Raw genomic sequence first — 19,291 nt, forward strand, 5'->3', positions numbered from 1 at the left:
CATGTTCGGGCGCCTGAAGGACTGGAGGCGCGTCGCAACCCGCTACGACAGATGCCCTATCGTCTTCCTGTCAGCTATCGCACTCGCTGCAACCGTTCTTTTTGGGCTATGAGCGTAACAAGTCCTGACCCTAGGGCCACTGCTCCCCAAGATACATAGTAAGCCACACGTCGATGATCGTCGAGTGTTGAGTAGGATAATATTATTCAATTACAATCGCTTGTGTTGTCGTGATGCGCCAAGGGAGTATGGCCCGCCGAAGATCCTCTACAACCGTTGGAAGCGGTGGAGCGACAAAGGGGAAGTCGCCCGGATGATGAATGGCCTGGCCGCCGAGGCCGCCGTTCCGAAGACGGTGATGATTGATGCGCCCGATCTCAAGGCACACCGCACGGCGACCAGCCTGCGGTCGAAAAATGGGGGGCTAGTGACCAAAGGGGTCGTTCGATCGGCCAGACCAAAGGCGGCATGAACACCAAGCTGCACACTGTCATCGACGCAGATGGCCCTCCGATCCGCATTCTCGGGGGAAACGATCCCCCGGATCGTTTCCTGATCCCTTCAAGCGTCGGGAAAACAGTCAATTGGGCTGTTTTCCCGGCGAGCGCGATCCAGTTCTTCCTGATGGTGAAGGTCCTGTTCTGGCTTCTCTTGCGGCAGACGACCGGGATGGTGGCGAGCATCCTGTCGATGGCAGGCCTCGACTGGCCGGTGCCCTTCGTCGGGCGATCCTTCCACCGGAAGGATCGACGATCCTTCTCAGTTTCGCCCCCCCCCTGAGCCGCAGGCAGAAACGGATCATGGTGCGGATATCGATGCGTCGCGCGGCCCGCTGAACCTGCTGCTCGACACTGAGCCATGGCGCCGCCACCGGTCCGAAGGCCATGGCGAAAGGGATCAAGTTCCTCGGCGAATGAGAGGGGACCGTGGCTGCCGTGTAAGCCCATCGAATGAATGGCTGGCACGCAAGCATGGCGCGCGGCGCCGACGCCAATATCGGCAGCGGTTCATCTGGCGATGGACACGGCCACCGGCGACATCCGTGCGGTGGAGTTCACCTCGCGCGACAAGGGCGACATCGAGCCGGTGAAGCGCCACCGGTTCGAGCGAACCGGCTAGGGTTCTGCCCCACCCGCTGGACCATATCCCGCCCGATGCTCAGATCGGCACCGTGACCGGCGACGGCGCGTTCGACATGCACCGCCGCCACACCGCGATCCTGGAGCGTGGCGGCACGACGATCATTCCCATCCGCAAGAACGGGCGACGATGGCGCCAAGATTGCCCAGCCGCGCTCGACATGGCCCTCGGACCAGTGGCGGACAATGTCTCGCCCCGCAATGAGATCTTCAAAGCCACACAACGTCTGCGACGCATGCGTCGGACTGACGTGGCGCCATGGTTCCTCCTCATCCTGGAAACGCGGGTCCGGATATCACCTCCGAAGCCGGATCAAGGTATGAGGAGGACCAGAAAACAGTCCAGTGGACTGTTTTCCCGACGACTGGATGAAAGGCCTCAAGGCGTCCGGGGAACGCATCGCATCACGCGACCCGGGCCGCTAGGCTGCCGAGGTCCAGATCCGCATCCTTCGCAGGTTCTCTCAAACCGTCGCCCATCGGGCTTGAACCGATGGCGCCTCGATGGGCAACCGTTCACCTGCTCAGTCATGAATCGCTTCAATGCGCTCGGCACCGCCGAGATCGAGTGCATGGCAGGAACCCAAAGGGGAAAGGCCACTGCCTACTCAGGTCCTCACTTTTTCAACAATCGGCTGCCTGCTCCCCAAAACCGATGATTCTCCTTCCGAAATCGCCCATGCGAAAGGAATGAGATTCCCCATAAATGGAATTTATCTTCGCCGCATTGCGGAACAGCTGGCCGTTTCTGTCCTGGACCGGAAAATAGGAAACTCATGCTTTTGGGATTGTGACAGGGTTCGTCGTGAACAGTGACACGGCGCCCCGCGGCGCCAGAGATCCCGGAGAGTCCATGACCAAGAATTTCCTCCACCAGGCGCGCGGCTGGTTCGACCCCGACCGCAGACACACAATCGACCGTCACCTCAATCAACTCGGCACCAGCGGTGTGTCGCGCCGAGATTTCCTCGCTCTCGGCTCGGCCGGTGTTGCGGCGACAACCTTCGCCGGCATGGCGGGGCTGCCCGGCGTGGCGATGGCCTCGGCCGATGGTAAACTCGCCTATCTCGCCTGGACCAGCCGCGTTGAATTCATGATCCAGGCCAGCCGCGCGACCGAGGCCGCGACCAAGGAACTCGGCCTCGGTTATACCTATCTCGACGGTCAAATCGACAGCCAGAAGCAGCTCGACCAAGCGGAACAACAGCTCGGCGCCGGAACCAACGCGATCATCCTGCACGCGCCGGACGGCAGTGCGGTGCGCCGGATCGCCGAGATCTCGGGCCGGAACAACGCCTATTTCGCCAATGTCTGGGCGACCTTGCCCTGGCTGACCCCATTTGAGGTCGGCGACTACTACACCCTCTACGCCGTGCCGGAGGAATTCTCGGCCCATGGTGCTGTGACCCGCATTCTGCTTGACGAGGTCACCCGGCGTTTTGGCGGCGGCAAGATCGTTGGCGTGACCGGTGTGCCGGGGTTTTCGACCGACACGGTGCGCAGCCGGGGCCGCGACGCGGCCTTTGCAGACTTTCCGAAGACTACGCTCGTCGACCAGCTTCCGGGCCTGTTCAACCGCGAAGATTCGCTCAACGCGACGCAAGATCTGCTGACCCGCCATAGCGACATCGTCGGTGTCGTCGCGCAGAATGACGACGTCGCGATGGGCGTGATCGCGGCACTCAGGGCGGCGGGATTGCGCCCGGGCGAGGATGTCCTCGTCGTCGGCGCGGATGGCACCGCCGAGGGCCTGCGCGCGGTCAAGAGCGGTCAGCTTCTGGCGACCTCGGCCAATGCGCCTGCCTATCAAGCGGGATTCTTCTCGGCGCGTCTCTATGATGTGCTCAACGGCTGGAAACCCCGCGCGACAGAACGGCTGCAGAACTGGCATTCGCTGATCGTCACGTCGGAGAATGTCGACGGATATCTGAAACGCCATGTCGACAATGGCGACGTTCCCCCCTTCGACTATCGCCGGCTTTCGAAAGTTCTGCATCCAGACGACTGGGATCCGCAGGCTCGGGTCACGCCGCTGGATATCGATCTGGAATGGCACGGTTTTGAAAAACCGAAGGGCTGGGATTATCCGAAACCCTATGCCGAGGCGAAGACAAACGGCGAATGGGAAGCCGTCACGCAGGAATATGCGGAGCATTACAAGATCCTGTTCGAGGGCCCCTCTCCTTTCGCGAAAACGTGACATGGGGGAATGCCCCCGTGTCACGCGGCGCAGAGGTGAAATGGCGACACGCCACAGGATAGCAGGGTGCATGTTCCAACGCAGCGATTTCCAGACCAGCCGTTCTGTGCCGCGGACAGTTGGCCGCGGCACCGGGCCAAATGTCTTGCGGGGCACGCGTGGAACACGCGCCCCGCATGAACGTCAGGCGGCTTCGAACGAGGCCATGTCGATGACGAAGCGATAGCGGACATCGGCGCGCTCCATGCGCTCGAAGGCGGCGTTGATGTCCTGAATGGCGATCATCTCGCACTCCGGCAGGATGTTCATCCGCGCGCAGAAGTTCAGCATCTCCTGCGTCTCGGCGATCCCGCCGATGGGCGAGCCCGAGATCCGGCGGCGACCCATCAGGAGCGGCAAGGTGCTGTGCTCGTCGACCATGCCGAGCTGGCCGACGATGACCAGCGTCGCATCCACGTCGAGGAGCGGCAGATAGGGCGAGAGGTCGTGGCGCACGGGGATCGTGTCGATGATCAGGTCGAAGGAACTGGCCGCCGCCGCCATCGCCACCGCATCGCCCGAGGCGAGCACCCGGTCGGCGCCGAGCGCCAGCGCATCGGCCTTCTTCGCCTCGGTGCGGCTGATCACCGTCACCTCGGCACCGAGCCCGACGGCCAGCTTGACCGCCATATGCCCGAGCCCGCCAAGGCCGACGACGCCGACCCGGCTGCCCGGCCCGACATTCCAGGTGCGCAGCGGCGAATACGTCGTGATGCCCGCGCAGAGGAGCGGCGCTGCGCGCGCGATGTCCAGCGCCTCGGGGATCGACAGCACGAATTCCTCGCGCACCACGATGTGTTTGGAATAACCGCCATAGGTAACATCGCCGGTGATCCGGTCATGGTCGTTGTAGGTCTGCGTCACGCCCTCGCGGCACATCTGCTCCTCGTGCTTCAGGCACTGGTCGCATTTGCCGCAGCTGTCGACGATGCAGCCGACGGCGACCCTGTCGCCCGCCTTGTAGCGGGTGACGGCGCTGCCCGTGCCGGTGACCCGGCCGACGATCTCATGGCCGGGCACCAGCGGGTAGATCGAGGCGCCCCAGTCGTTGCGGGCCTGATGCAGGTCCGAATGACAGACGCCGCAATAAAGGATCTCGATCGCGACGTCGTTGTCGCGCAGGTCGCGGCGGGTGACGTCATGCGGGGCGAGCGGCTGGGTGGCGCTGGTCGCCGCATATCCGATGGTCTTCATGGGAACTCCTTGGCTGGTTTGGTGGGGTCAGAACCGTTCGCCGGTCATGGCTTCGCTTTTCGCCCAGAGCGCGCGGGCGCGGGCCGGGTCGAGCGCATAGCTGCGCACGCCATCCGCCGTTTCATCGTCGATCTCGGCGACATGGCAGTCGAGGCAATAGCGCCCGCCGATCGCTTCCGCCCCGGCGACGGTGGCGGCCCAGACCGATGTGGCGGCGCCCTGCGGGATGGTCTTCAGGGCAAAGGCCGTCTCGCCCTCGGCCTCGCGGGCGGCGAGCGAGATCATCAGCTCCTGCGTCGCGTCTTCGCTCATGTGCCGGACCAGCTCGGTCAGGATGACGCCCGGATGCACGGCGGTGGCGCGGATGCCCCTGTCCCTGTGGCGGCGGTCGAATTCGACGGCGAACAGGATATTGGCGGTTTTGGAGCGGCCATAGGCCACAAAGGGGTCATAGGGCGTGTGGTCGAAATCCGGATCGTCAAGATCGACATCGGCGCTGTGGTGGCCCGCCGAGGACAGCATCACCACGCGCCCGCCCGGCCGGAGCAGGGAGGCGATCCGGTTGACCAGCACGAAATGGCCGAGGTGGTTGGTGCCGAACTGGGTCTCGAACCCGTCGGCGGTGCGCCCCTGTGGCGTTGCCATGACACCGGCATTGGCGATGATGACGTCGAACGGGCGGCCGTCGGCCAGCAGGGCATCCGCCGCCGCCCGCACGCTGGCAAGCGAGGCCAGATCCAGCGCGATCAGCTCGAGACGGCCCCCGCCCCGCACCACCCCCGTCGCGGCCCGCGCCTTGTCGAGGTTCCGCGCCGTGCCGAGCACATCGGCGCCGTGCGACACCAGCGCCCGCGCCGTCTCTGCGCCCAGCCCCGCCGATACGCCGGTGATCAGAATGCGCTTGCCGGTCAGGTCCACGCCGGCCAGCACGTCTTCCGTGGTCGACTCCGCTCCGAAGGATCGGGACATCGGTCTGCCTCCTTGATGGGTTTGCAATGCCGGGCGCGGAAACGGGATAACGACACCCCGAGGCGCCCGGTGTCCGTTATCTGGGACGCGGGCCCCACCGGGCCACGCCGGATCATGTCGATCTCTTGCCTATTCCTCTCAACTCCGCGGGATGGGGCCGCAGCCGCCTTGCCCCGGGGCGGGGATTGGGCCAGTCTTGCGGCCATGCAACAGCAACTGATCATGATGCGCCATCAGGCCGCGCGCCACTTCGCGGCATCCGGCCGTGCCCGCCCGATCCCGGGCGTTTCGGTGTTCGTGTCGCCCTCGGTGACCGTGCCGACCTCGACGCTCTATGAGCCGATGCTGTGCCTCGTGCTGCAAGGAGCGAAGCAGGTGATGGTGGGCGACCGGGTGCTGCGCTACGATCCGGCGTCGTATTTCGTCACCTCGCTCGACCTGCCGGTGTCCGGCCGGATCGCCGAGGCGAGCCCGGCCGAGCCCTATATCTGCGTCAGCCTGACCCTGAACCGCGACACCATCGCCTCGCTGCTGAGCGATACCGCCGTGCGGCCCGAAGGGCAGACGGCGGGTTTCGGGGTCAGCCCGGTGACGCCGCAGCTTGTCGATGCGTGGTGCCGGATGCTGGCGCTCTTCGATGCGCCGGAGGATGTGCCGGCGCTGGCGCCGATGCTGGAACGCGAGATCCTCTATCGGGTGATGCAGGGGCCGCAGGGCGGTGTCTTGCGCCAGATCGCCCGGGACGACAGCCAGCTGTCGCAGGTCCGGCAGGCGATCCGCTGGATCAAGGCGCATTTCAACGAGACGATCCGCATCGAGACCCTCGCCGAGATCGCCCGGATGAGCCCGGCCTCGTTCCACCGCCATTTCAGGACGGCGACCGCGATGAGCCCGCTGCAATATCAGAAGATGCTGCGGTTGCAGGAGGCGCGGCGGCTGATGATCCTGAACGGCAATACCGCGCGCACCGCCTATACGGTCGGCTATGAAAGCGCCTCGCAGTTCAGCCGCGAATACGCCCGCATGTTCGGCACACCCCCGTCCCGCGACGCCATGCGCCTGCGCGGACAGGACCCCGGCGCGGAGGATATCAGCGGCGTCGCGTAAGGGGCGTGGCCGGAACGGCAAGGGCGGCGCCGCCCGGTCCGGATCGGCTGGCCCCGCGATCCGGGTCAGAACTCAAGCAAGGCCGCGTCGGGATCGACCAGATAGCGTTGCGCCAGAGGCACCGCCGCCGCGCCGAGCGCGCGGGCCTCGGCGCCGACGGTGCCTTCGCGGATCTGCGGCGGGTCTATGCCGGCCAGATCGATGCGATGCAGGGCCGCCTGGGTGCGGCGGGTGATCTCGGCGCGCACCTGTAGCGGCATCCAGCCGTCGATCAGCACGGCCTCCAGTTCCAGCAGCGCGGTGGCCGACAGGATCGCCGAGGCCAGACCCGCCGCCGCCGCATCCATCCAGTCCGACAGGATCCGCGGATCGACGTGCCAGACATCCGGATGTTCCCACAGCGGATCGGACGGTTGCCCCGCGGCCTCCATCGCGCGGGCCAGCGGCCAGGTGGAGGCCACGGCCATCAGCCTCTGCATCCGCCCGTCCGGGCCCGGAACCGGCATCGGCCCGACGCCCGCGGCATTGCCGCTGCGCCCGGTGAACAGCCGGCCGTTCAGCACCAACCCGCCGCCGATGAAATAGCCGAAGTAGAAATACAGGAAATCGCGGGGCGTTTCGCCGGTGCCGAAAACAAGCTCGGCGCCGCAGGCCGCCGTCGCATCGTTCTGGATCTGGACGGGCATCCCGGCCACGGCGGATAGCGCGGCCTGAATGTCGGTCTCGCGCCAGGCGTCGATTTCCGCCTGCGGCGCGCCGACATATTCCCCCCATGCCCAGAGCTGGAAGGGCATGGCCACACCCATGCCGCCGACCCGCGCCCTTTGCGCGGGGCTGAGCCCGGCCAGAATCTCGGGCAGCGCCGCCGCCACGAAATCGACCACCACGGCCGGCGTCGGATAGCGGTAGGTGCGCCGCCTTTTCGCCCGCACCTGCCCCAGAAAGTCGATGAGGATCAGGTCCGACGACCGCCGCCCGATCTTGACGCCCAGAAAGAACGCCCCTTCGGGCGCCAGGGACATCGGCACCGAAGGCTGGCCGATCCGCCCGCGCAGGGGTTCGCCCCGCAGCAGCAGCCCGTCCTGTTCCAGCGCGCGCATGATGACCGAGACCGTCTGCGCCGACAGCCCGGTCATCCGCGCGATGTCGGATTTCGCCAGCGCCCCATGCCTGCGCACCAGAGACAGCACCAGCCGTTCGTTATGCGCCCGCATGCCCGACTGGTTGGACCCGCGCAGCCGCGATGCCTCGGGCAAGCTGCGGTCGGTCAAGGTGCGGTCCTGGGCCGTTTCGGCTGCGTGTTTCACCTGTGCCTCCCCCGCCCGCGATCCGGGCTCTCGATCGTTCAGAGTGAGGATTTCGACGGTGCCGTCAATATTAAATAAGAGTGATTTAATTATATTGACGCAAGCCCGGGAATCGGGTTTCGTGAACAGACGCGGGTCGGAGGAAATCCGCGAACTTCTGGGAGGAAGTCCATGACAACGAAGACCAGAACCCTTTTGGGGGTTGCCGCGCTTGTGGTTTCCACCGCCGCGCCCGCCCTTGCGCAGGACGTATCGGCCTGCCTGATCACCAAGACAGACACCAATCCGTTCTTCGTCAAGATGAAGGAAGGCGCCATGGCGAAGGCCCGGGAGATGGGCGTCAATCTGAAAACCTATGCCGGCCGGATCGACGGCGACCACGAAAGCCAGGTCGCCGCCGTCGAGGCCTGTATCGCCGATGGCGCGAAGGGTATCCTCATCACCGCTTCCGATACCAAGGCCATCGTCAATTCCGTTCAGGCCGCGCGCGATGACGGGCTGCTGGTCATCGCGCTGGATACGCCGCTGGACCCGATCGACGCGGCGGACATGACCTTCGCCACCGACAATTTCCAGGCGGGCGAGCTGATCGGCCAATGGGCGAAGGCGACGATGGGCGACGGCGCGGCGGATGCGAAAATCGCCATGCTGAATCTGGGCATCAGCCAGCCCTCGGTCGATGTGCTGCGCAATCAGGGCTTCCTGCAAGGCTTCGGCATCGATCTGGGCGATCCGGCGAAATGGGGGGACGAGACCGATCCGCGCATCGTCGGCCATGAGGTCACCTCGGGCAACGAGGAAGGCGGGCTGAACGCGATGGAGGCGCTTCTGGCGAAGGATCCCGGCATCAACCTCGTCTACACGATCAACGAGCCCGCCGCCGCAGGCGCCTATGAGGCGCTCAAGGCCATCGGGCGCGAAAACGACGTGCTGATCGTTTCGGTCGATGGCGGCTGCCCCGGCATCGCCAATGTCAAGGACGGGGTGATCGGCGCGACCTCGCAGCAATATCCGCTGATGATGGCGTCGATGGGGATCGAGGCGATCGCCAGATACGCCGCCGAGGGCGAGAAGCCCGCCCCGACCGATGGCAAGGATTTCTTCGATACCGGGGTCATGCTGGTCACCGACAAGCCGGTTCCGGGGATCGAATCCATCGATACCGCGAAGGGCACCGAGATGTGCTGGGGCTGACCCCCGGGCACGGACGCGATGATCCGGAAGGGGCGGCATCGCCGCCCCGGCCAGAACCGCATCCGCCACGGCGAAGATGCGAGGGGAGGAAAGGAAAATGCCCGCAGACATGACGCCTGCAAAGGCCGGAACGGCGACGACCTACGAAGACGGGCTGCACGGCGCCTCGACCCGCGTCGCCGAGTTCCACGAGGACCGGTCGCCGCTGAAGAAGATCCAGCACTGGCTGCACCAGACGCCCTCGGCGGTGCCGCTGATCGTGCTGATGGTGGCGCTGATCGTGTTCGGCCTGCTGTCGGACAATTTCTTCAAGGCGACCACGCTGTCGACGATCCTGCAACAGATCTCCATCGTCGGCATTCTGGGCATCGCGCAGACGCTGGTGATCCTGACGGCGGGGATCGACCTGTCCGTGGGGGCGATCGCGGTGTTTTCCTCGGTGCTGATGGGGCAGCTGACCTTTCGCTACGGGCTGCCGGCGGAACTGGCCATCGCGATCGGCCTGTTGCTGGGCACGGCGATGGGTTTTGTCAACGGCTGGTTGGTGGCGCGGATGCGGCTGCCGCCCTTCATCGTGACACTGGGAACCTGGCAGATCCTGCTGGCCTCGAACTTCATCTTTTCCGCGAACGAGACGATCCGGTCATCCGAGGTCGCGGCGCGGGCGCCCGCCCTGCAATTCTGGGGACAGGCGATCCAGCCGGGCGGAGTCAGGGTGCTGTATGCCGTCTTCCTGATGATCGCGCTGGTGGCGATCATGGCCTATGTGCTGCGCCACACCGCCTGGGGCCGGCATGTCTATGCCACGGGCGACGATCCGGCGGCGGCGGAGCTGGCGGGCGTGCCGACGCGGCGGGTGCTGATACAGGTCTATGCGCTGGCGGGGCTGTTTTGCGCCATCGCGGGCTGGGTGATGATCGGGCGCTTCGGCTCCGTCTCGCCCACCGCCTCGACGGGGCAACTGGGCAATATCCAGTCGATCACCGCGGTGGTGATCGGAGGAATATCGCTGTTCGGCGGGCGCGGCTCGATCATCGGCATGTTCTTCGGCGCGCTGATCGTCGGCGTCTTTGAAATGGGTCTGCGCCTTGTCGGCACCGATCCGCAATGGACCTTCTTCCTGATCGGCGCGCTGATCATCTTTGCCGTCACCGTGGACCAGTGGATCAGAAAGGTATCGGCATGAACGCCCCCATCCTGCAGGCCAAGGGCCTGACGAAACGCTACGGACGGGTCACCGCGCTCGACAACTGCGATTTCGAGCTGCTGCCCGGAGAGATCCTGGCGATCATCGGCGACAACGGCGCGGGCAAGTCGTCGCTGATCAAGGCCCTGTCGGGCGCGGTCATCCCCGACAGCGGCGAGATCACGCTGGAGGGCCGCGCCGTGGCCTTCCGCACCCCGATCGAGGCGCGCGCCGCGGGGATCGAGACCGTCTACCAGACGCTCGCCATGTCGCCCGCGCTGTCGATCGCCGACAACATGTTCATGGGGCGCGAGCTGCGCAGGCCCGGCATCATGGGGTCGGTCTTCCGGCAGCTCGACCGCCCCCGCATGGCGAAATTCGCCCGCGAAAAGCTGAACGAGCTGGGCCTGATGACCATCCAGAACATCCACCAGCCGGTGGAAACCCTGTCCGGCGGGCAGCGGCAGGGCGTGGCGGTGGCGCGCGCGGCGGCCTTCGGCTCGCGGGTGGTGATCCTTGACGAGCCCACCGCCGCGCTTGGCGTCAAGGAAAGCCGCCGGGTGCTGGACCTGATCCGCGATGTCCGGGCGCGCGGCCTGCCGGTGATCCTGATCAGCCACAACATGCCGCATGTGTTCGAGGTGGCGGACCGCATCCACATCCACCGGCTGGGGCGGCGCCTGTGCGTCATCCGCCCGCAGGATCATTCCATGTCGGATGCGGTGGCCTTCATGACCGGCGCCAAGCTGCCCGAAGGCGTCCAGACCGCCGCGTGACCGGGCAGGCTGGAATGGCTGTTTTTCCGTCACTCGGTGCGGAAGAACAGCCAGACCGCCACGCACAGGACCGCTCCGAGGCCCGCCGTCATCCACCAGCCGCCATCGACATAGGACAGCGAGCCGAGGATCGACCCGATGGCGCCCGACAGGAACACGACGGTCATGAAGGCCGAATTGATCCGTCCGCGCGCCGCGTCGTCCAGCGCGTAGATGATCCGCTGGCTGACGATCTGGTTGGTCTGCACCATGGCGTCGATTACCACCACGGCAAGGACCAGAACCGCGAGCGATCCCCAGACCGTTCCGAACCCCGACAGAACGAAGGCCGCCGCCGCGCCAAGCATGGCGATGCCGGTCGCCATCGACCCGGCGCCGCGATCGGCGATCCGTCCGGCGATGGGCGCCGCGATGGCCCCGCCCGCCCCGGCAAGCGCAAAAAGCGCGATCCCGTCCTGCCCCAGACCGAAGCGCGCATGCAGCATCAGCGGCCCCGCCGTCCAGAACAGGTTGAACACCGCGAACATCACCCCCTGATAGACCGCCCGGCGTTGCAGCGGGCGCGCCGTCCGCAGCCAGTCGAGCGTCGAGCCGAGCAGCACCGGGTAGCCCATCCTCGCCTCGGGCCTGCGCTCGGGCAGGATCCGCCACAGGACCGCGAAGGTCGCCGCCATCACGAGGATCGACACCACGAAGATCGCGCGCCAGCCGAAATGCGCGCCAAGAAAGCTTGCCGCCGGACGCGAGAGCATGATCCCGGTCAGCAGGCCGCCCATGATATTGCCGATGACCCTGCCGCGCGTCTCGGGCGGCGCGAGGAAGGAGACGAAGGGCACCAGCATCTGCGTGCCGACCGACGCCATTCCCAGCAGGAAGGAAAACAGCAGGAAGACGCCTCCGTCCGGGCTCAGCACGATGCCGATCAGCCCGAGGATGGTCAGCGCGGTCATGGACAGGATGAGGCGGCGGTTCTCAAGCAGATCGCCGAGGCAGACGAGGAAGAACAGCCCCGCGCCATAGCCCAGTTGCGTGATCGTCACGATCAGCCCGGCGAGATTGGCGGAAAGCCCGAATTCGGCCGAGATCGGCTCGATCAGCGGCTGCGCATAGTAGATATTGGCGACGGTGACGCCGCAGGCGGCGGCGCAAAGGCCGATCTGCAGCGGGGTGATCGCCGCCTTTTGGACGTCGGTATCGGCTGTCGGGGAAGGAGCGGGCATGGAGCGTTTCAACGTTTCCGGGGCGCCCGTCCTGCAAGACCAAGGGGTCCCGAGGCCGATGGTCCCGCGGCCAGGGCGTCCTTGCGCAAGCGGAACGCGATGAGATGAAGGATGGATATTGCCCGCGCCGGGGCCTCGTTCGTCATGGCATCGCCCGTCCGCGATGGAGGAAACCGAACGGCACGAGAGCAACAGCTACATCATGGCCGTTGAGAAATAAACCTCGCGCTTCACGTCCCGCGATGGTTTCAGGGGGCCAGCGGCAGCCGATCATCTGCCGCGAAATGTCGCGCGGTAGACCGACGGGGTGACACCGCGCGCCTTGCGAAAGCGGCGGGCGAAATCCGCCGCATCGGAAAAGCCGCAATCCGTGGCGATGCGCCCCATCGCGCCGTCGGTCTGCACGAGCATCTGGCACGCCCGTCCCAGTCGCAATTGCTGCACATAGGCGCTGATCGACATGCGCGCGCTGCGCTTGAAGACCCGCTGAAGCTGGCTTTCGGTCAGATGCACCAAATCGCAAAGCGGCTTCAGACGCAGGGGCTGGTCATAGTGCCGGTGCAGATGGTCAAGGACCTTTTGCAGCCGCTCCCGGTCGCGGGGCATGTCGCTGACCGTGACCTCGCCCGTGGCCAGCGTGTGGCGATCGGGTGCGGCGGCAAGGGCGACCAGCAGGGATTGAAGCTCCATCACCTGCGCCAGCGCATCCATCTGTCCAAGGCGCAACATCCGCCCGCGAAGCCGGGCCGTCGTGCCCGGACCAAAGCGGATGCCCCTCCGCGCCTGAGCCAGCAGGGCGGCGACGGGTTCCAGCTCGGGCACGGCCCGGATCAGGCCGCCGGCCCAGTCCTGCGTGAACCAGCAGATCATCGCCCGATGCGCCGTGGCCTTGCCGATCAGGCTCTGCGACTGAAAGGCATGGGGCAGATTGGGAGCGATCAGGACCAGATCGCCATCCTCGTATTGCGCGACATGATCGCCGACAAAGCGCATCCCGCGGCTGTTCACCGTCAGCGTCAGTTCGAATTCCGGATGGTAATGCCAGTTGAACGGAAATTCCGGTAATTGCCGGTCGAATACCAGCAACGACCGCTCCGGCGGGATCGTCACGGTCTCGAAATACGGTTGCGATATGGCCATCACGTTCCTTTCCCGTTCAGGAATGCGGCAATCATACAAGAAGACGCGGCAGTGCGGAATGGCGCAACCGTCAGCGCCTCGCCATCATGAACCATCGGGGGAGGATGGCGATGCAGACGATCAGGGCGGATATCGTGATCATCGGGTCAGGCGTCGGCGGCAGCGCCGTGGCCCATCAACTGGCGGGCACCGGGGCAAGGATCCTGATCCTTGAGCGGGGCGATTTCCTGCCCAACGAGCCGCAGAACAGCGACGCCGAGGCGGTGTTCCGTCAGGCCCGTTATCGCACGCGGGAGGAATGGCTCGATGCCGGCGGGGCGCGCTACCGGCCCGGTCAGTATTACTATGTCGGCGGGCATACGAAATTCTACGGCACGGCGATGTTCCGCTTTCGCACGCAGGATTTCGAGGCGACGACGATCGACGGCGCGCCTTCGCCAGCATGGCCGGTCCGCTATCAGGACCTCGCGCCGCATTACGCCGAGGCCGAGCGCCTTTACGGCGTGCGCGGCCAATCCGGCCTCGATCCGACCGAGCCGCCCCGCGCGGCCTTTCCCCACGCCGCGATCCCGCATGAACCCACCATCGCCGCGCTGTCGGGCAGGTTCGGCGCACAGGGGCTGCATCCGTTTCCGATGCCCTCGGCGGTGGATTTCGGCGATGGCGGCGCCTGCCGGCGCTGCGGGGCCTGCGATGCCTTTGCCTGCCGTTTCGGCGCCAAAGGGGATGCGGAAACCCGTGTGCTGCGCCCGCTGCTTGCCCATCCCGACGTGCGTCTGGAACGCCGCGCCGAGGTGACCCGGCTGATCGCCGACGAACTGGGCCATCGCATCGTCGCGGCCGAATTCCGGCGCGACGGGGCGCTGCTGCGTGTCGAGGCGCCGATGTTCGTTCTCAGCGCGGGGGCGATCAACTCGGCGCTGATCCTGCTGCGCTCGGCCTGCGAGGCGGCGCCCGATGGCATCGCCAATCGCTCGGGCGTCGTCGGCCGGCATCTGATGAACCATCACCTGACCGGGCTCATGGCGATGAACCCCCTTGCCCGGAATGACACGAAATTCCCGAAAACCCTGTCGGTGAACGATTTTTACGACGGGCTGCCCGGCGACAGCGATGCGCGGGGCAATATCCAGATGCTGGGCAACATTCAGGGGCCGATGATCCGCGCCGCATATCCGGCCATGCCCGGTTTTCTGGCCGACTGGCTGGGGCGGCATTCCGTCGATGTGCTGGCGATGTCCGAGGACACGCCCGATCCCGACAGCCGGGTGCGCCTGCTGGACGGCGACCGGGTCGAGGTCGATTACCGTCCGGGCGGCGCCCGCGCCCATGACCGGTTTGTCCGGCATGTGAAAGGCGTGCTGCGTCGTGCGGGCTTTCCGCTCGTGCTGCGCCACGGCTTTGGCATTCAGGCGCCGTCGCACCAGTGCGGCACGGTGCGGATGGGGGATGACCCCGCGACCTCGTCCCTGAACGCGCTGTGTCGCGCCCATGACCACCCGAACCTCTATGTGGTGGATGGAGGGTTCTTCCCCTCCTCCGCCGCGCTGAACCCTGCCCTGACCATCGCCGCCCAGGCGCTGCGGGTCGGGGCGCATCTGCGCGGGATGCGCGCGACCCTCGGCCACGCCGCTTGAACCAAAGGACCGGATCCATGAACTTTCTGCTGCCCCTCACGGGATCTTTCGCCCAACCCGCCGGCGAGAACCCGACCGTCGCCATGATCGAGGCCGCATTCGCCCATCACGGGCTCGACTGGCGCTACATCAATGTCGAGGTCGCCCCCGAGGATCTGGGCGATGCCGTGCGCGGCGCGCGGGCGATGGGCTGGCGCGGATTCAACTGTTCGATCCCGCACAAGGTCGCGGTGATCGAACATCTCGACGGGCTGGGGCAATCGGCCGAGATCATCGGCGCCGTCAACACCATCGTGCGCCGGGGCGACCGCCTGATCGGCGAGAATACCGACGGGCGCGGCTTTGTCGCCGCGCTGCGCGAGGTGGTGGACCCGCGCGGCAAATCGATCGTGCTGTTCGGCGCGGGCGGTGCCGCGCGGGCCGTGGCTGTCGAGATGGCCCTTGCCGGGGCCACCCGGATCACCGTCGTCAACCGCAGCGCCGCCCGTGGGCAAGCGGTCGCGGATCTGCTCAACACGCGCACCGCGGCACAGGCACGCTATGCGCCATGGACCGGGCCGTTTTCCGTTCCGCAGGACACGGATATCGTGATCCACGCGACCTCCGTCGGGCTTTACCCGGATGTGGAGGCGATGCCCGATATCGATATCGACAGCCTGACGCCCGGGATGGTGGTGGCCGACGGCATCCACAACCCGCCCCGGACCCGGCTGCTGCGGGCGGCGCAGGGGCGCGGCTGCCGCACGGTGGACGGGCTGGGCATGCTTGTCCAGCAAGGGGTGATCGGCATCAAATACTGGACCGGCGTGGACGCGGATCCGCAGGTGATGCGTCAGGCGCTGCTGGATCTTGATCTCTAGCGAGCAGATACGGGTTCAGGAAAACGACGGGGGCGGAAAATTTCGAACCCGAGCAGGTTTCGTGATCGCCGCCCGGCTTTTATCCGTCCGGGCGGCTTCGGGCGGGTCCGGATCGCGGAAGGGACACGGACCTGCCCGGTTCTCCTCCGGTGTCAGCCCGGAGCGATCCATCCCATCCGGAACGCCGGCCCGATGACAGGGTCCATCCTCCGGCTCCGGGAAGCCATAGCGAGGCCGGACGTGTGGGTCATGGCCTTTCACGATTCACCTGCCTGATCGACCGCCCGGGAATTTCCAATGTGCCAAGGCGGATCCGTGAGGATCCGCAAAGGAACGGCCGTGCCGGGGGCGGTGGCATCATCACCCCCCGAGGCCCGCGTTCGGTAATCCGGCGTCCCCGGCGCGGTGGTGCCGAGGCCTGCGCGTCAGGCGGTCAGGATGACCTTCATCGCCTTTTCCCGCGCGGCATTGCCGAAGACCTCGTAGGCGTCGAGGATCCGGTCCAGCGAGAAGCGGTGGGTGATCAGCCGCGCCGGATCGACCTTGCCCGATTGCAGGGTCTTCAGCAGCATCGGCGTGGTGTTGGTGCAGACCAGTCCCATCGAGATGTTGATGTTCTTGATCCAGAGTTCCTCGATATGCAGCTCGACCGGCTTGCCGTGCACGCCGACATTGGCGATGTTACCGCCCGCCGAGACGATCTTCTGGCAGGTGTCGAAGGTCGCCGGAACGCCCACCGCCTCGACCGCCACATCGACGCCCTGCCCGTCGGTCATCTCCATGATCCGGGCGATCACGTCGTCCGCACCGACCCGCAACGTCTCGGTCGCGCCGAACTGGCGCGCGACCTCAAGCCGGTTCGGGTCGGTGTCGATCATGATGATCCGGCCCGGCGAATAGAACTGCGCCGTCAGCAGCGTCGCCATGCCGATCGGGCCGGCGCCGACGATGGCCATCGTGTCGCCGGGCTTCACCCGCCCCGCCAGCACGCCGATCTCGAATCCGGTCGGCATGATGTCGGACAGCATCACCAGCGCCTCCTCATCCGCGCCCTCGGGGATCGGATAGAGCGAATTGTCGGCATGCGGGATGCGCACGTATTCGGCCTGGGTGCCGTCGATCAGGTGGCCCAGGATCCAGCCGCCATCCGAGCAATGGGCATAGAGCTGGCGCTTGCAGTTCGGGCATTTCCCGCAAGAGGTGACGCAGGAGATCAGCACCGCGTCGCCCGGCTTGAAATTCGCCACCGCGTCGCCGACGGATTCGACGATGCCCACCCCCTCGTGGCCGAGCGTCCGGCCCTCGGTCACGGCGGGCACGTCGCCCTTGAGGATATGCAGATCGGTGCCGCAGATCGTCGTCCGAGTGATGCGCACGATCGCATCCGTCGGCTTGTCGATGGCGGGTTTGTCCTTCTCGATCCAGTCTTTCTTGGCGGGGCCTTGATAAACGAGCGCTTTCATGGGGTCCTCCAGATCTGTGTCAGGTCTGTTTCTACAATCCCCCGTCCGATGCCGTGTGTCCGATTTTCGGACATTGCGTGGAAGAGACGCCCTTGTCGCAGTCACGAAAGCCGGGCCGGCATCGGGCTTCCGCACCATTGGATTGGTCTGCCGGCGGCGCCGAAAGCCTTGGTATTGCAGCCTTTCCGCCGGCGTCAGCAGCGAGGGATCAAGCGTCTTCGTCCCGATCGCCTTTCGGATGGCGGGCATGCTCCGCTGCACGGCGGCCAGGAACGCGGCGCTTTCGTTCTCCAACAGGTGCCAATGATCTGCGACCTGAGCCTCTGATGGTGGTCCCGCCCATAGCCGCCGTTGCGGTCGCGGGCGATCTGGATGCAGGGATGGGCACGGAGCCACGCCTCCACGTTGACAGGCTCACGGTCAGGCAACAAAATCTCCCGCCGCCGTTCCATGTCGCAGATCATTGTGCCGTAACGCCGCCCCTTGCGCCATGCCCGGCCATCGATGCCGATCACACGCGGAGCTTTGCCGGCCGAGCCCATCAGATGACGCAACCAGCCCGCCGTCGTGATCAGAGCCGCGAAACTTCACTTCCCGGCAATCCAGTCGATGGGCTCGAGCCAGCCTCGCCAAAAACCACAGCGTCCGACTATGCCGAAAAGGGAGCGGAGCATCCAGAATGTCGTTCTGACCCGGTTGGAGAGGTCTTTTGAAAGGCGGACAAAAAAGTGCAAGGAGCCTATGGACAGTCCCCCATGGCTAAATTATGAAGCCTGCACGCACCATGAAGCGATGCGAAAGTGCCCAGATAGCTCAGTTGGTAGAGCAGCGGATTGAAAATCCGCGTGTCGCTGGTTCGATTCCGGCTCTGGGCACCACTTCAAATTCCTGATAAATAAAAGAAATTCTGAATCGCATCCGCGTGTCGGTCTCCCGTTACGCTGACTTGGGGACACGCTGAGGACACGGACCGCATCCGGACCCCGGCCCGGTCAGGTATGAGCCCTCCGCCCTGGCGATTCACCACCTCCATTTTCATCATTGACGGATTCGCCGGTGCATAGCTATGATCCGCCGCATGACGACCTTTTCGCACATACGCATACGCCGATCATGACCGCCCCCGCCGGGGATGCGGTCTGCATTTGCGTTTGATTGTGCAACCGCCAGCCGGCGTGTCCGGTGGCCTGTGATGAGGTCTATCATGTCTTGGAACCCTCAAACCCTTGCCGCCGCGATGGCGCTCTCCCACGTTTTTCCGCGCCCGGAAATTTTCGGGGATGGCATTGACGTGCAGGGTGATCGGCACGCGATGTTCCTGGCGATCGTCGCCGACTATCTCGACGCGGGCGTTGAAAGCGGCTGCATCCCCTCGCTGACTGTTATTGAGGTCAAGGAAACCGGCTGCGTGATCGATATCACGATCCGCGTCGCGTCGATCATCAACGCAGACGCCGCCTGACCCACTTTTTCAAGGGGTCAACTCAGGTGAGCAGACGGGATTTATAATCCCGCGGCGCCAGATCAGCGTGCCAGACCGGGTTCTATACCCGGGGCCCCTACCAATTTCGGAATGATTCAAATGAACCACGAAATCCGCAAGAAGATTGCGCGCGTTGTGCATGCGTATATGTCTGGCGCCGGTTCGGAGAGCGCGGTGCTGCAGCGTCAGCATGAAGAAATTCCGCTTGAGCCGGTTCTGGTCCGCCGCATGTCGGCACAGATCCTAGGGTCAGGACTCGTTACGCTCATAGCCCAAAAAGAACGGTTGCAGCGAGTGCGATAGCTGACAGGAAGACGATAGGGCATCTGTCGTAGCGGGTTGCGACGCGCCTCCAGTCCTTCAGGCGCCCGAACATG

Annotated in this window: 15 protein-coding genes, 1 tRNA gene and 5 pseudogenes; 13 read left to right on the forward strand and 8 right to left on the reverse strand. The window is 65.4% G+C overall.

Features of this window, described 5'->3' with window-relative positions; translation table 11 throughout:
- From D2T30_RS21555 to D2T30_RS21575, 4 genes and pseudogenes are all read left to right on the forward strand, one after another.
- Positions 1-112, forward strand: a pseudogene (locus D2T30_RS21555) (IS5/IS1182 family transposase); the annotation flags it as partial.
- A gap of 12 nt (positions 113-124) precedes the next feature.
- Positions 125-516, forward strand: a pseudogene (locus tag D2T30_RS21560) (transposase family protein); the annotation flags it as partial.
- A 75-nt stretch (positions 517-591) separates the two neighbouring features.
- A pseudogene (locus D2T30_RS21570) lies at positions 592-1,717 on the forward strand (transposase); the annotation flags it as partial.
- 275 nt (positions 1,718-1,992) lie between these two features.
- Positions 1,993-3,339 (forward strand): sugar ABC transporter substrate-binding protein, encoded by a 1,347-nt coding sequence (locus D2T30_RS21575; RefSeq protein WP_128210480.1) that lies wholly within the window; start codon positions 1,993-1,995, stop codon positions 3,337-3,339.
- A gap of 183 nt (positions 3,340-3,522) precedes the next feature.
- On the opposite strand, the gene D2T30_RS21580 is transcribed toward D2T30_RS21575, so the two are convergent.
- Positions 3,523-4,572 carry an NAD(P)-dependent alcohol dehydrogenase gene (locus D2T30_RS21580; protein WP_128210481.1) on the reverse strand — a complete coding sequence of 350 codons (1,050 nt, stop codon included), beginning with the start codon at positions 4,570-4,572 and terminating at the stop codon, positions 3,523-3,525.
- Between the two features lie 27 nt (positions 4,573-4,599).
- Positions 4,600-5,541: an SDR family NAD(P)-dependent oxidoreductase gene (locus D2T30_RS21585; protein WP_128210482.1), complete on the reverse strand. Its 942-nt coding sequence runs from the start codon at positions 5,539-5,541 to the stop codon at positions 4,600-4,602.
- A 222-nt stretch (positions 5,542-5,763) separates the two neighbouring features.
- Between D2T30_RS21585 and D2T30_RS21590 the strand changes: the two genes are divergently transcribed.
- The gene (locus tag D2T30_RS21590) at positions 5,764-6,648 is read left to right on the forward strand and encodes an AraC family transcriptional regulator (protein WP_206613049.1); all 885 of its coding nucleotides are present in this window, start codon (positions 5,764-5,766) and stop codon (positions 6,646-6,648) included.
- Positions 6,649-6,713: 65 nt separating this feature from the next.
- Here D2T30_RS21590 and D2T30_RS21595 read toward each other — a convergent pair whose 3' ends face one another.
- Positions 6,714-7,862 (reverse strand): ROK family transcriptional regulator, encoded by a 1,149-nt coding sequence (locus tag D2T30_RS21595; protein WP_128210491.1) that lies wholly within the window; start codon positions 7,860-7,862, stop codon positions 6,714-6,716.
- 264 nt (positions 7,863-8,126) lie between these two features.
- On the opposite strand from D2T30_RS21595, the gene D2T30_RS21600 reads away from it, so the two are divergent.
- The 3 genes from D2T30_RS21600 to D2T30_RS21610 all read left to right on the forward strand — a co-directional run bounded on the left by D2T30_RS21600 (position 8,127) and on the right by D2T30_RS21610 (position 11,111).
- On the forward strand, positions 8,127-9,149 hold the full coding sequence (locus D2T30_RS21600; RefSeq protein WP_128210484.1) for a sugar ABC transporter substrate-binding protein: 1,023 nt from the start codon (positions 8,127-8,129) through the stop codon (positions 9,147-9,149).
- A 97-nt stretch (positions 9,150-9,246) separates the two neighbouring features.
- On the forward strand, positions 9,247-10,335 hold the full coding sequence (locus D2T30_RS21605; protein WP_241651369.1) for an ABC transporter permease: 1,089 nt from the start codon (positions 9,247-9,249) through the stop codon (positions 10,333-10,335).
- Entirely contained in the window at positions 10,332-11,111 is a 780-nt protein-coding gene (locus D2T30_RS21610; protein ID WP_206613050.1) for an ATP-binding cassette domain-containing protein, read from the forward strand. The genes D2T30_RS21605 and D2T30_RS21610 overlap by 4 nt, the downstream gene beginning before the upstream one ends.
- 29 nt (positions 11,112-11,140) lie before the next feature.
- Here D2T30_RS21610 and D2T30_RS21615 read toward each other — a convergent pair whose 3' ends face one another.
- Both D2T30_RS21615 and D2T30_RS21620 read right to left on the reverse strand, forming a co-directional pair.
- Positions 11,141-12,331: an MFS transporter gene (locus D2T30_RS21615; RefSeq protein WP_128210486.1), complete on the reverse strand. Its 1,191-nt coding sequence runs from the start codon at positions 12,329-12,331 to the stop codon at positions 11,141-11,143.
- A gap of 270 nt (positions 12,332-12,601) precedes the next feature.
- Positions 12,602-13,471, reverse strand: a complete 870-nt coding sequence (locus D2T30_RS21620) for a helix-turn-helix domain-containing protein (RefSeq protein ID WP_128210487.1) — start codon at positions 13,469-13,471, stop codon at positions 12,602-12,604.
- Positions 13,472-13,581: 110 nt separating this feature from the next.
- Between D2T30_RS21620 and D2T30_RS21625 the strand changes: the two genes are divergently transcribed.
- Positions 13,582-15,108 (forward strand): GMC oxidoreductase, encoded by a 1,527-nt coding sequence (locus D2T30_RS21625; protein WP_206613051.1) that lies wholly within the window; start codon positions 13,582-13,584, stop codon positions 15,106-15,108.
- 17 nt (positions 15,109-15,125) lie between these two features.
- On the forward strand, positions 15,126-15,968 hold the full coding sequence (gene aroE, locus D2T30_RS21630; RefSeq protein ID WP_128210489.1) for a shikimate dehydrogenase: 843 nt from the start codon (positions 15,126-15,128) through the stop codon (positions 15,966-15,968).
- A 425-nt stretch (positions 15,969-16,393) separates the two neighbouring features.
- Here aroE and D2T30_RS21640 read toward each other — a convergent pair whose 3' ends face one another.
- Both D2T30_RS21640 and D2T30_RS24250 read right to left on the reverse strand, forming a co-directional pair.
- Positions 16,394-17,431, reverse strand: coding sequence for a zinc-dependent alcohol dehydrogenase family protein (locus tag D2T30_RS21640; RefSeq protein ID WP_128210493.1), 1,038 nt, complete (start codon positions 17,429-17,431; stop codon positions 16,394-16,396).
- Positions 17,432-17,560: 129 nt separating this feature from the next.
- Positions 17,561-17,955 (reverse strand): annotated as a pseudogene (locus D2T30_RS24250) (ISL3 family transposase); the annotation flags it as partial.
- A gap of 278 nt (positions 17,956-18,233) precedes the next feature.
- Here D2T30_RS24250 and D2T30_RS21650 point away from each other — a divergent pair.
- From D2T30_RS21650 to D2T30_RS23245, 3 genes are all read left to right on the forward strand, one after another.
- Positions 18,234-18,309, forward strand: a tRNA-Phe gene (locus D2T30_RS21650).
- Between the two features lie 326 nt (positions 18,310-18,635).
- Positions 18,636-18,893, forward strand: a complete 258-nt coding sequence (locus tag D2T30_RS21655; RefSeq protein WP_128210490.1) for a hypothetical protein — start codon at positions 18,636-18,638, stop codon at positions 18,891-18,893.
- 120 nt (positions 18,894-19,013) lie between these two features.
- Positions 19,014-19,217: a hypothetical protein gene (locus tag D2T30_RS23245; RefSeq protein WP_164884394.1), complete on the forward strand. Its 204-nt coding sequence runs from the start codon at positions 19,014-19,016 to the stop codon at positions 19,215-19,217.
- Here D2T30_RS23245 and D2T30_RS21660 read toward each other — a convergent pair.
- Positions 19,180-19,291 (reverse strand): annotated as a pseudogene (locus D2T30_RS21660) (IS5/IS1182 family transposase); the annotation flags it as partial. The gene D2T30_RS23245 and the pseudogene D2T30_RS21660 sit on opposite strands and share 38 nt — an antisense overlap.

The organism is Paenirhodobacter populi (assembly GCF_004022215.1).
GTDB classification, from domain to species: Bacteria; Pseudomonadota; Alphaproteobacteria; order Rhodobacterales; family Rhodobacteraceae; genus Rhodobacter; species Rhodobacter populi.

Coding starts and splice junctions, on each gene's coding strand:
- D2T30_RS21575 (WP_128210480.1), top strand. CDS start 1,993: ATGACCAAGAATTTCCTCCACCAGGCGCGCGGCTGGTTCGACCCCGAC.
- D2T30_RS21580 (WP_128210481.1), bottom strand. CDS start 4,572: ATGAAGACCATCGGATATGCGGCGACCAGCGCCACCCAGCCGCTCGCC.
- D2T30_RS21585 (WP_128210482.1), bottom strand. CDS start 5,541: ATGTCCCGATCCTTCGGAGCGGAGTCGACCACGGAAGACGTGCTGGCC.
- D2T30_RS21590 (WP_206613049.1), top strand. CDS start 5,764: ATGATGCGCCATCAGGCCGCGCGCCACTTCGCGGCATCCGGCCGTGCC.
- D2T30_RS21595 (WP_128210491.1), bottom strand. CDS start 7,862: ATGCGGGCGCATAACGAACGGCTGGTGCTGTCTCTGGTGCGCAGGCAT.
- D2T30_RS21600 (WP_128210484.1), top strand. CDS start 8,127: ATGACAACGAAGACCAGAACCCTTTTGGGGGTTGCCGCGCTTGTGGTT.
- D2T30_RS21605 (WP_241651369.1), top strand. CDS start 9,247: ATGCCCGCAGACATGACGCCTGCAAAGGCCGGAACGGCGACGACCTAC.
- D2T30_RS21610 (WP_206613050.1), top strand. CDS start 10,332: ATGAACGCCCCCATCCTGCAGGCCAAGGGCCTGACGAAACGCTACGGA.
- D2T30_RS21615 (WP_128210486.1), bottom strand. CDS start 12,331: ATGCCCGCTCCTTCCCCGACAGCCGATACCGACGTCCAAAAGGCGGCG.
- D2T30_RS21620 (WP_128210487.1), bottom strand. CDS start 13,471: ATGGCCATATCGCAACCGTATTTCGAGACCGTGACGATCCCGCCGGAG.
- D2T30_RS21625 (WP_206613051.1), top strand. CDS start 13,582: ATGCAGACGATCAGGGCGGATATCGTGATCATCGGGTCAGGCGTCGGC.
- aroE (WP_128210489.1), top strand. CDS start 15,126: ATGAACTTTCTGCTGCCCCTCACGGGATCTTTCGCCCAACCCGCCGGC.
- D2T30_RS21640 (WP_128210493.1), bottom strand. CDS start 17,431: ATGAAAGCGCTCGTTTATCAAGGCCCCGCCAAGAAAGACTGGATCGAG.
- D2T30_RS21655 (WP_128210490.1), top strand. CDS start 18,636: ATGTCTTGGAACCCTCAAACCCTTGCCGCCGCGATGGCGCTCTCCCAC.
- D2T30_RS23245 (WP_164884394.1), top strand. CDS start 19,014: ATGAACCACGAAATCCGCAAGAAGATTGCGCGCGTTGTGCATGCGTAT.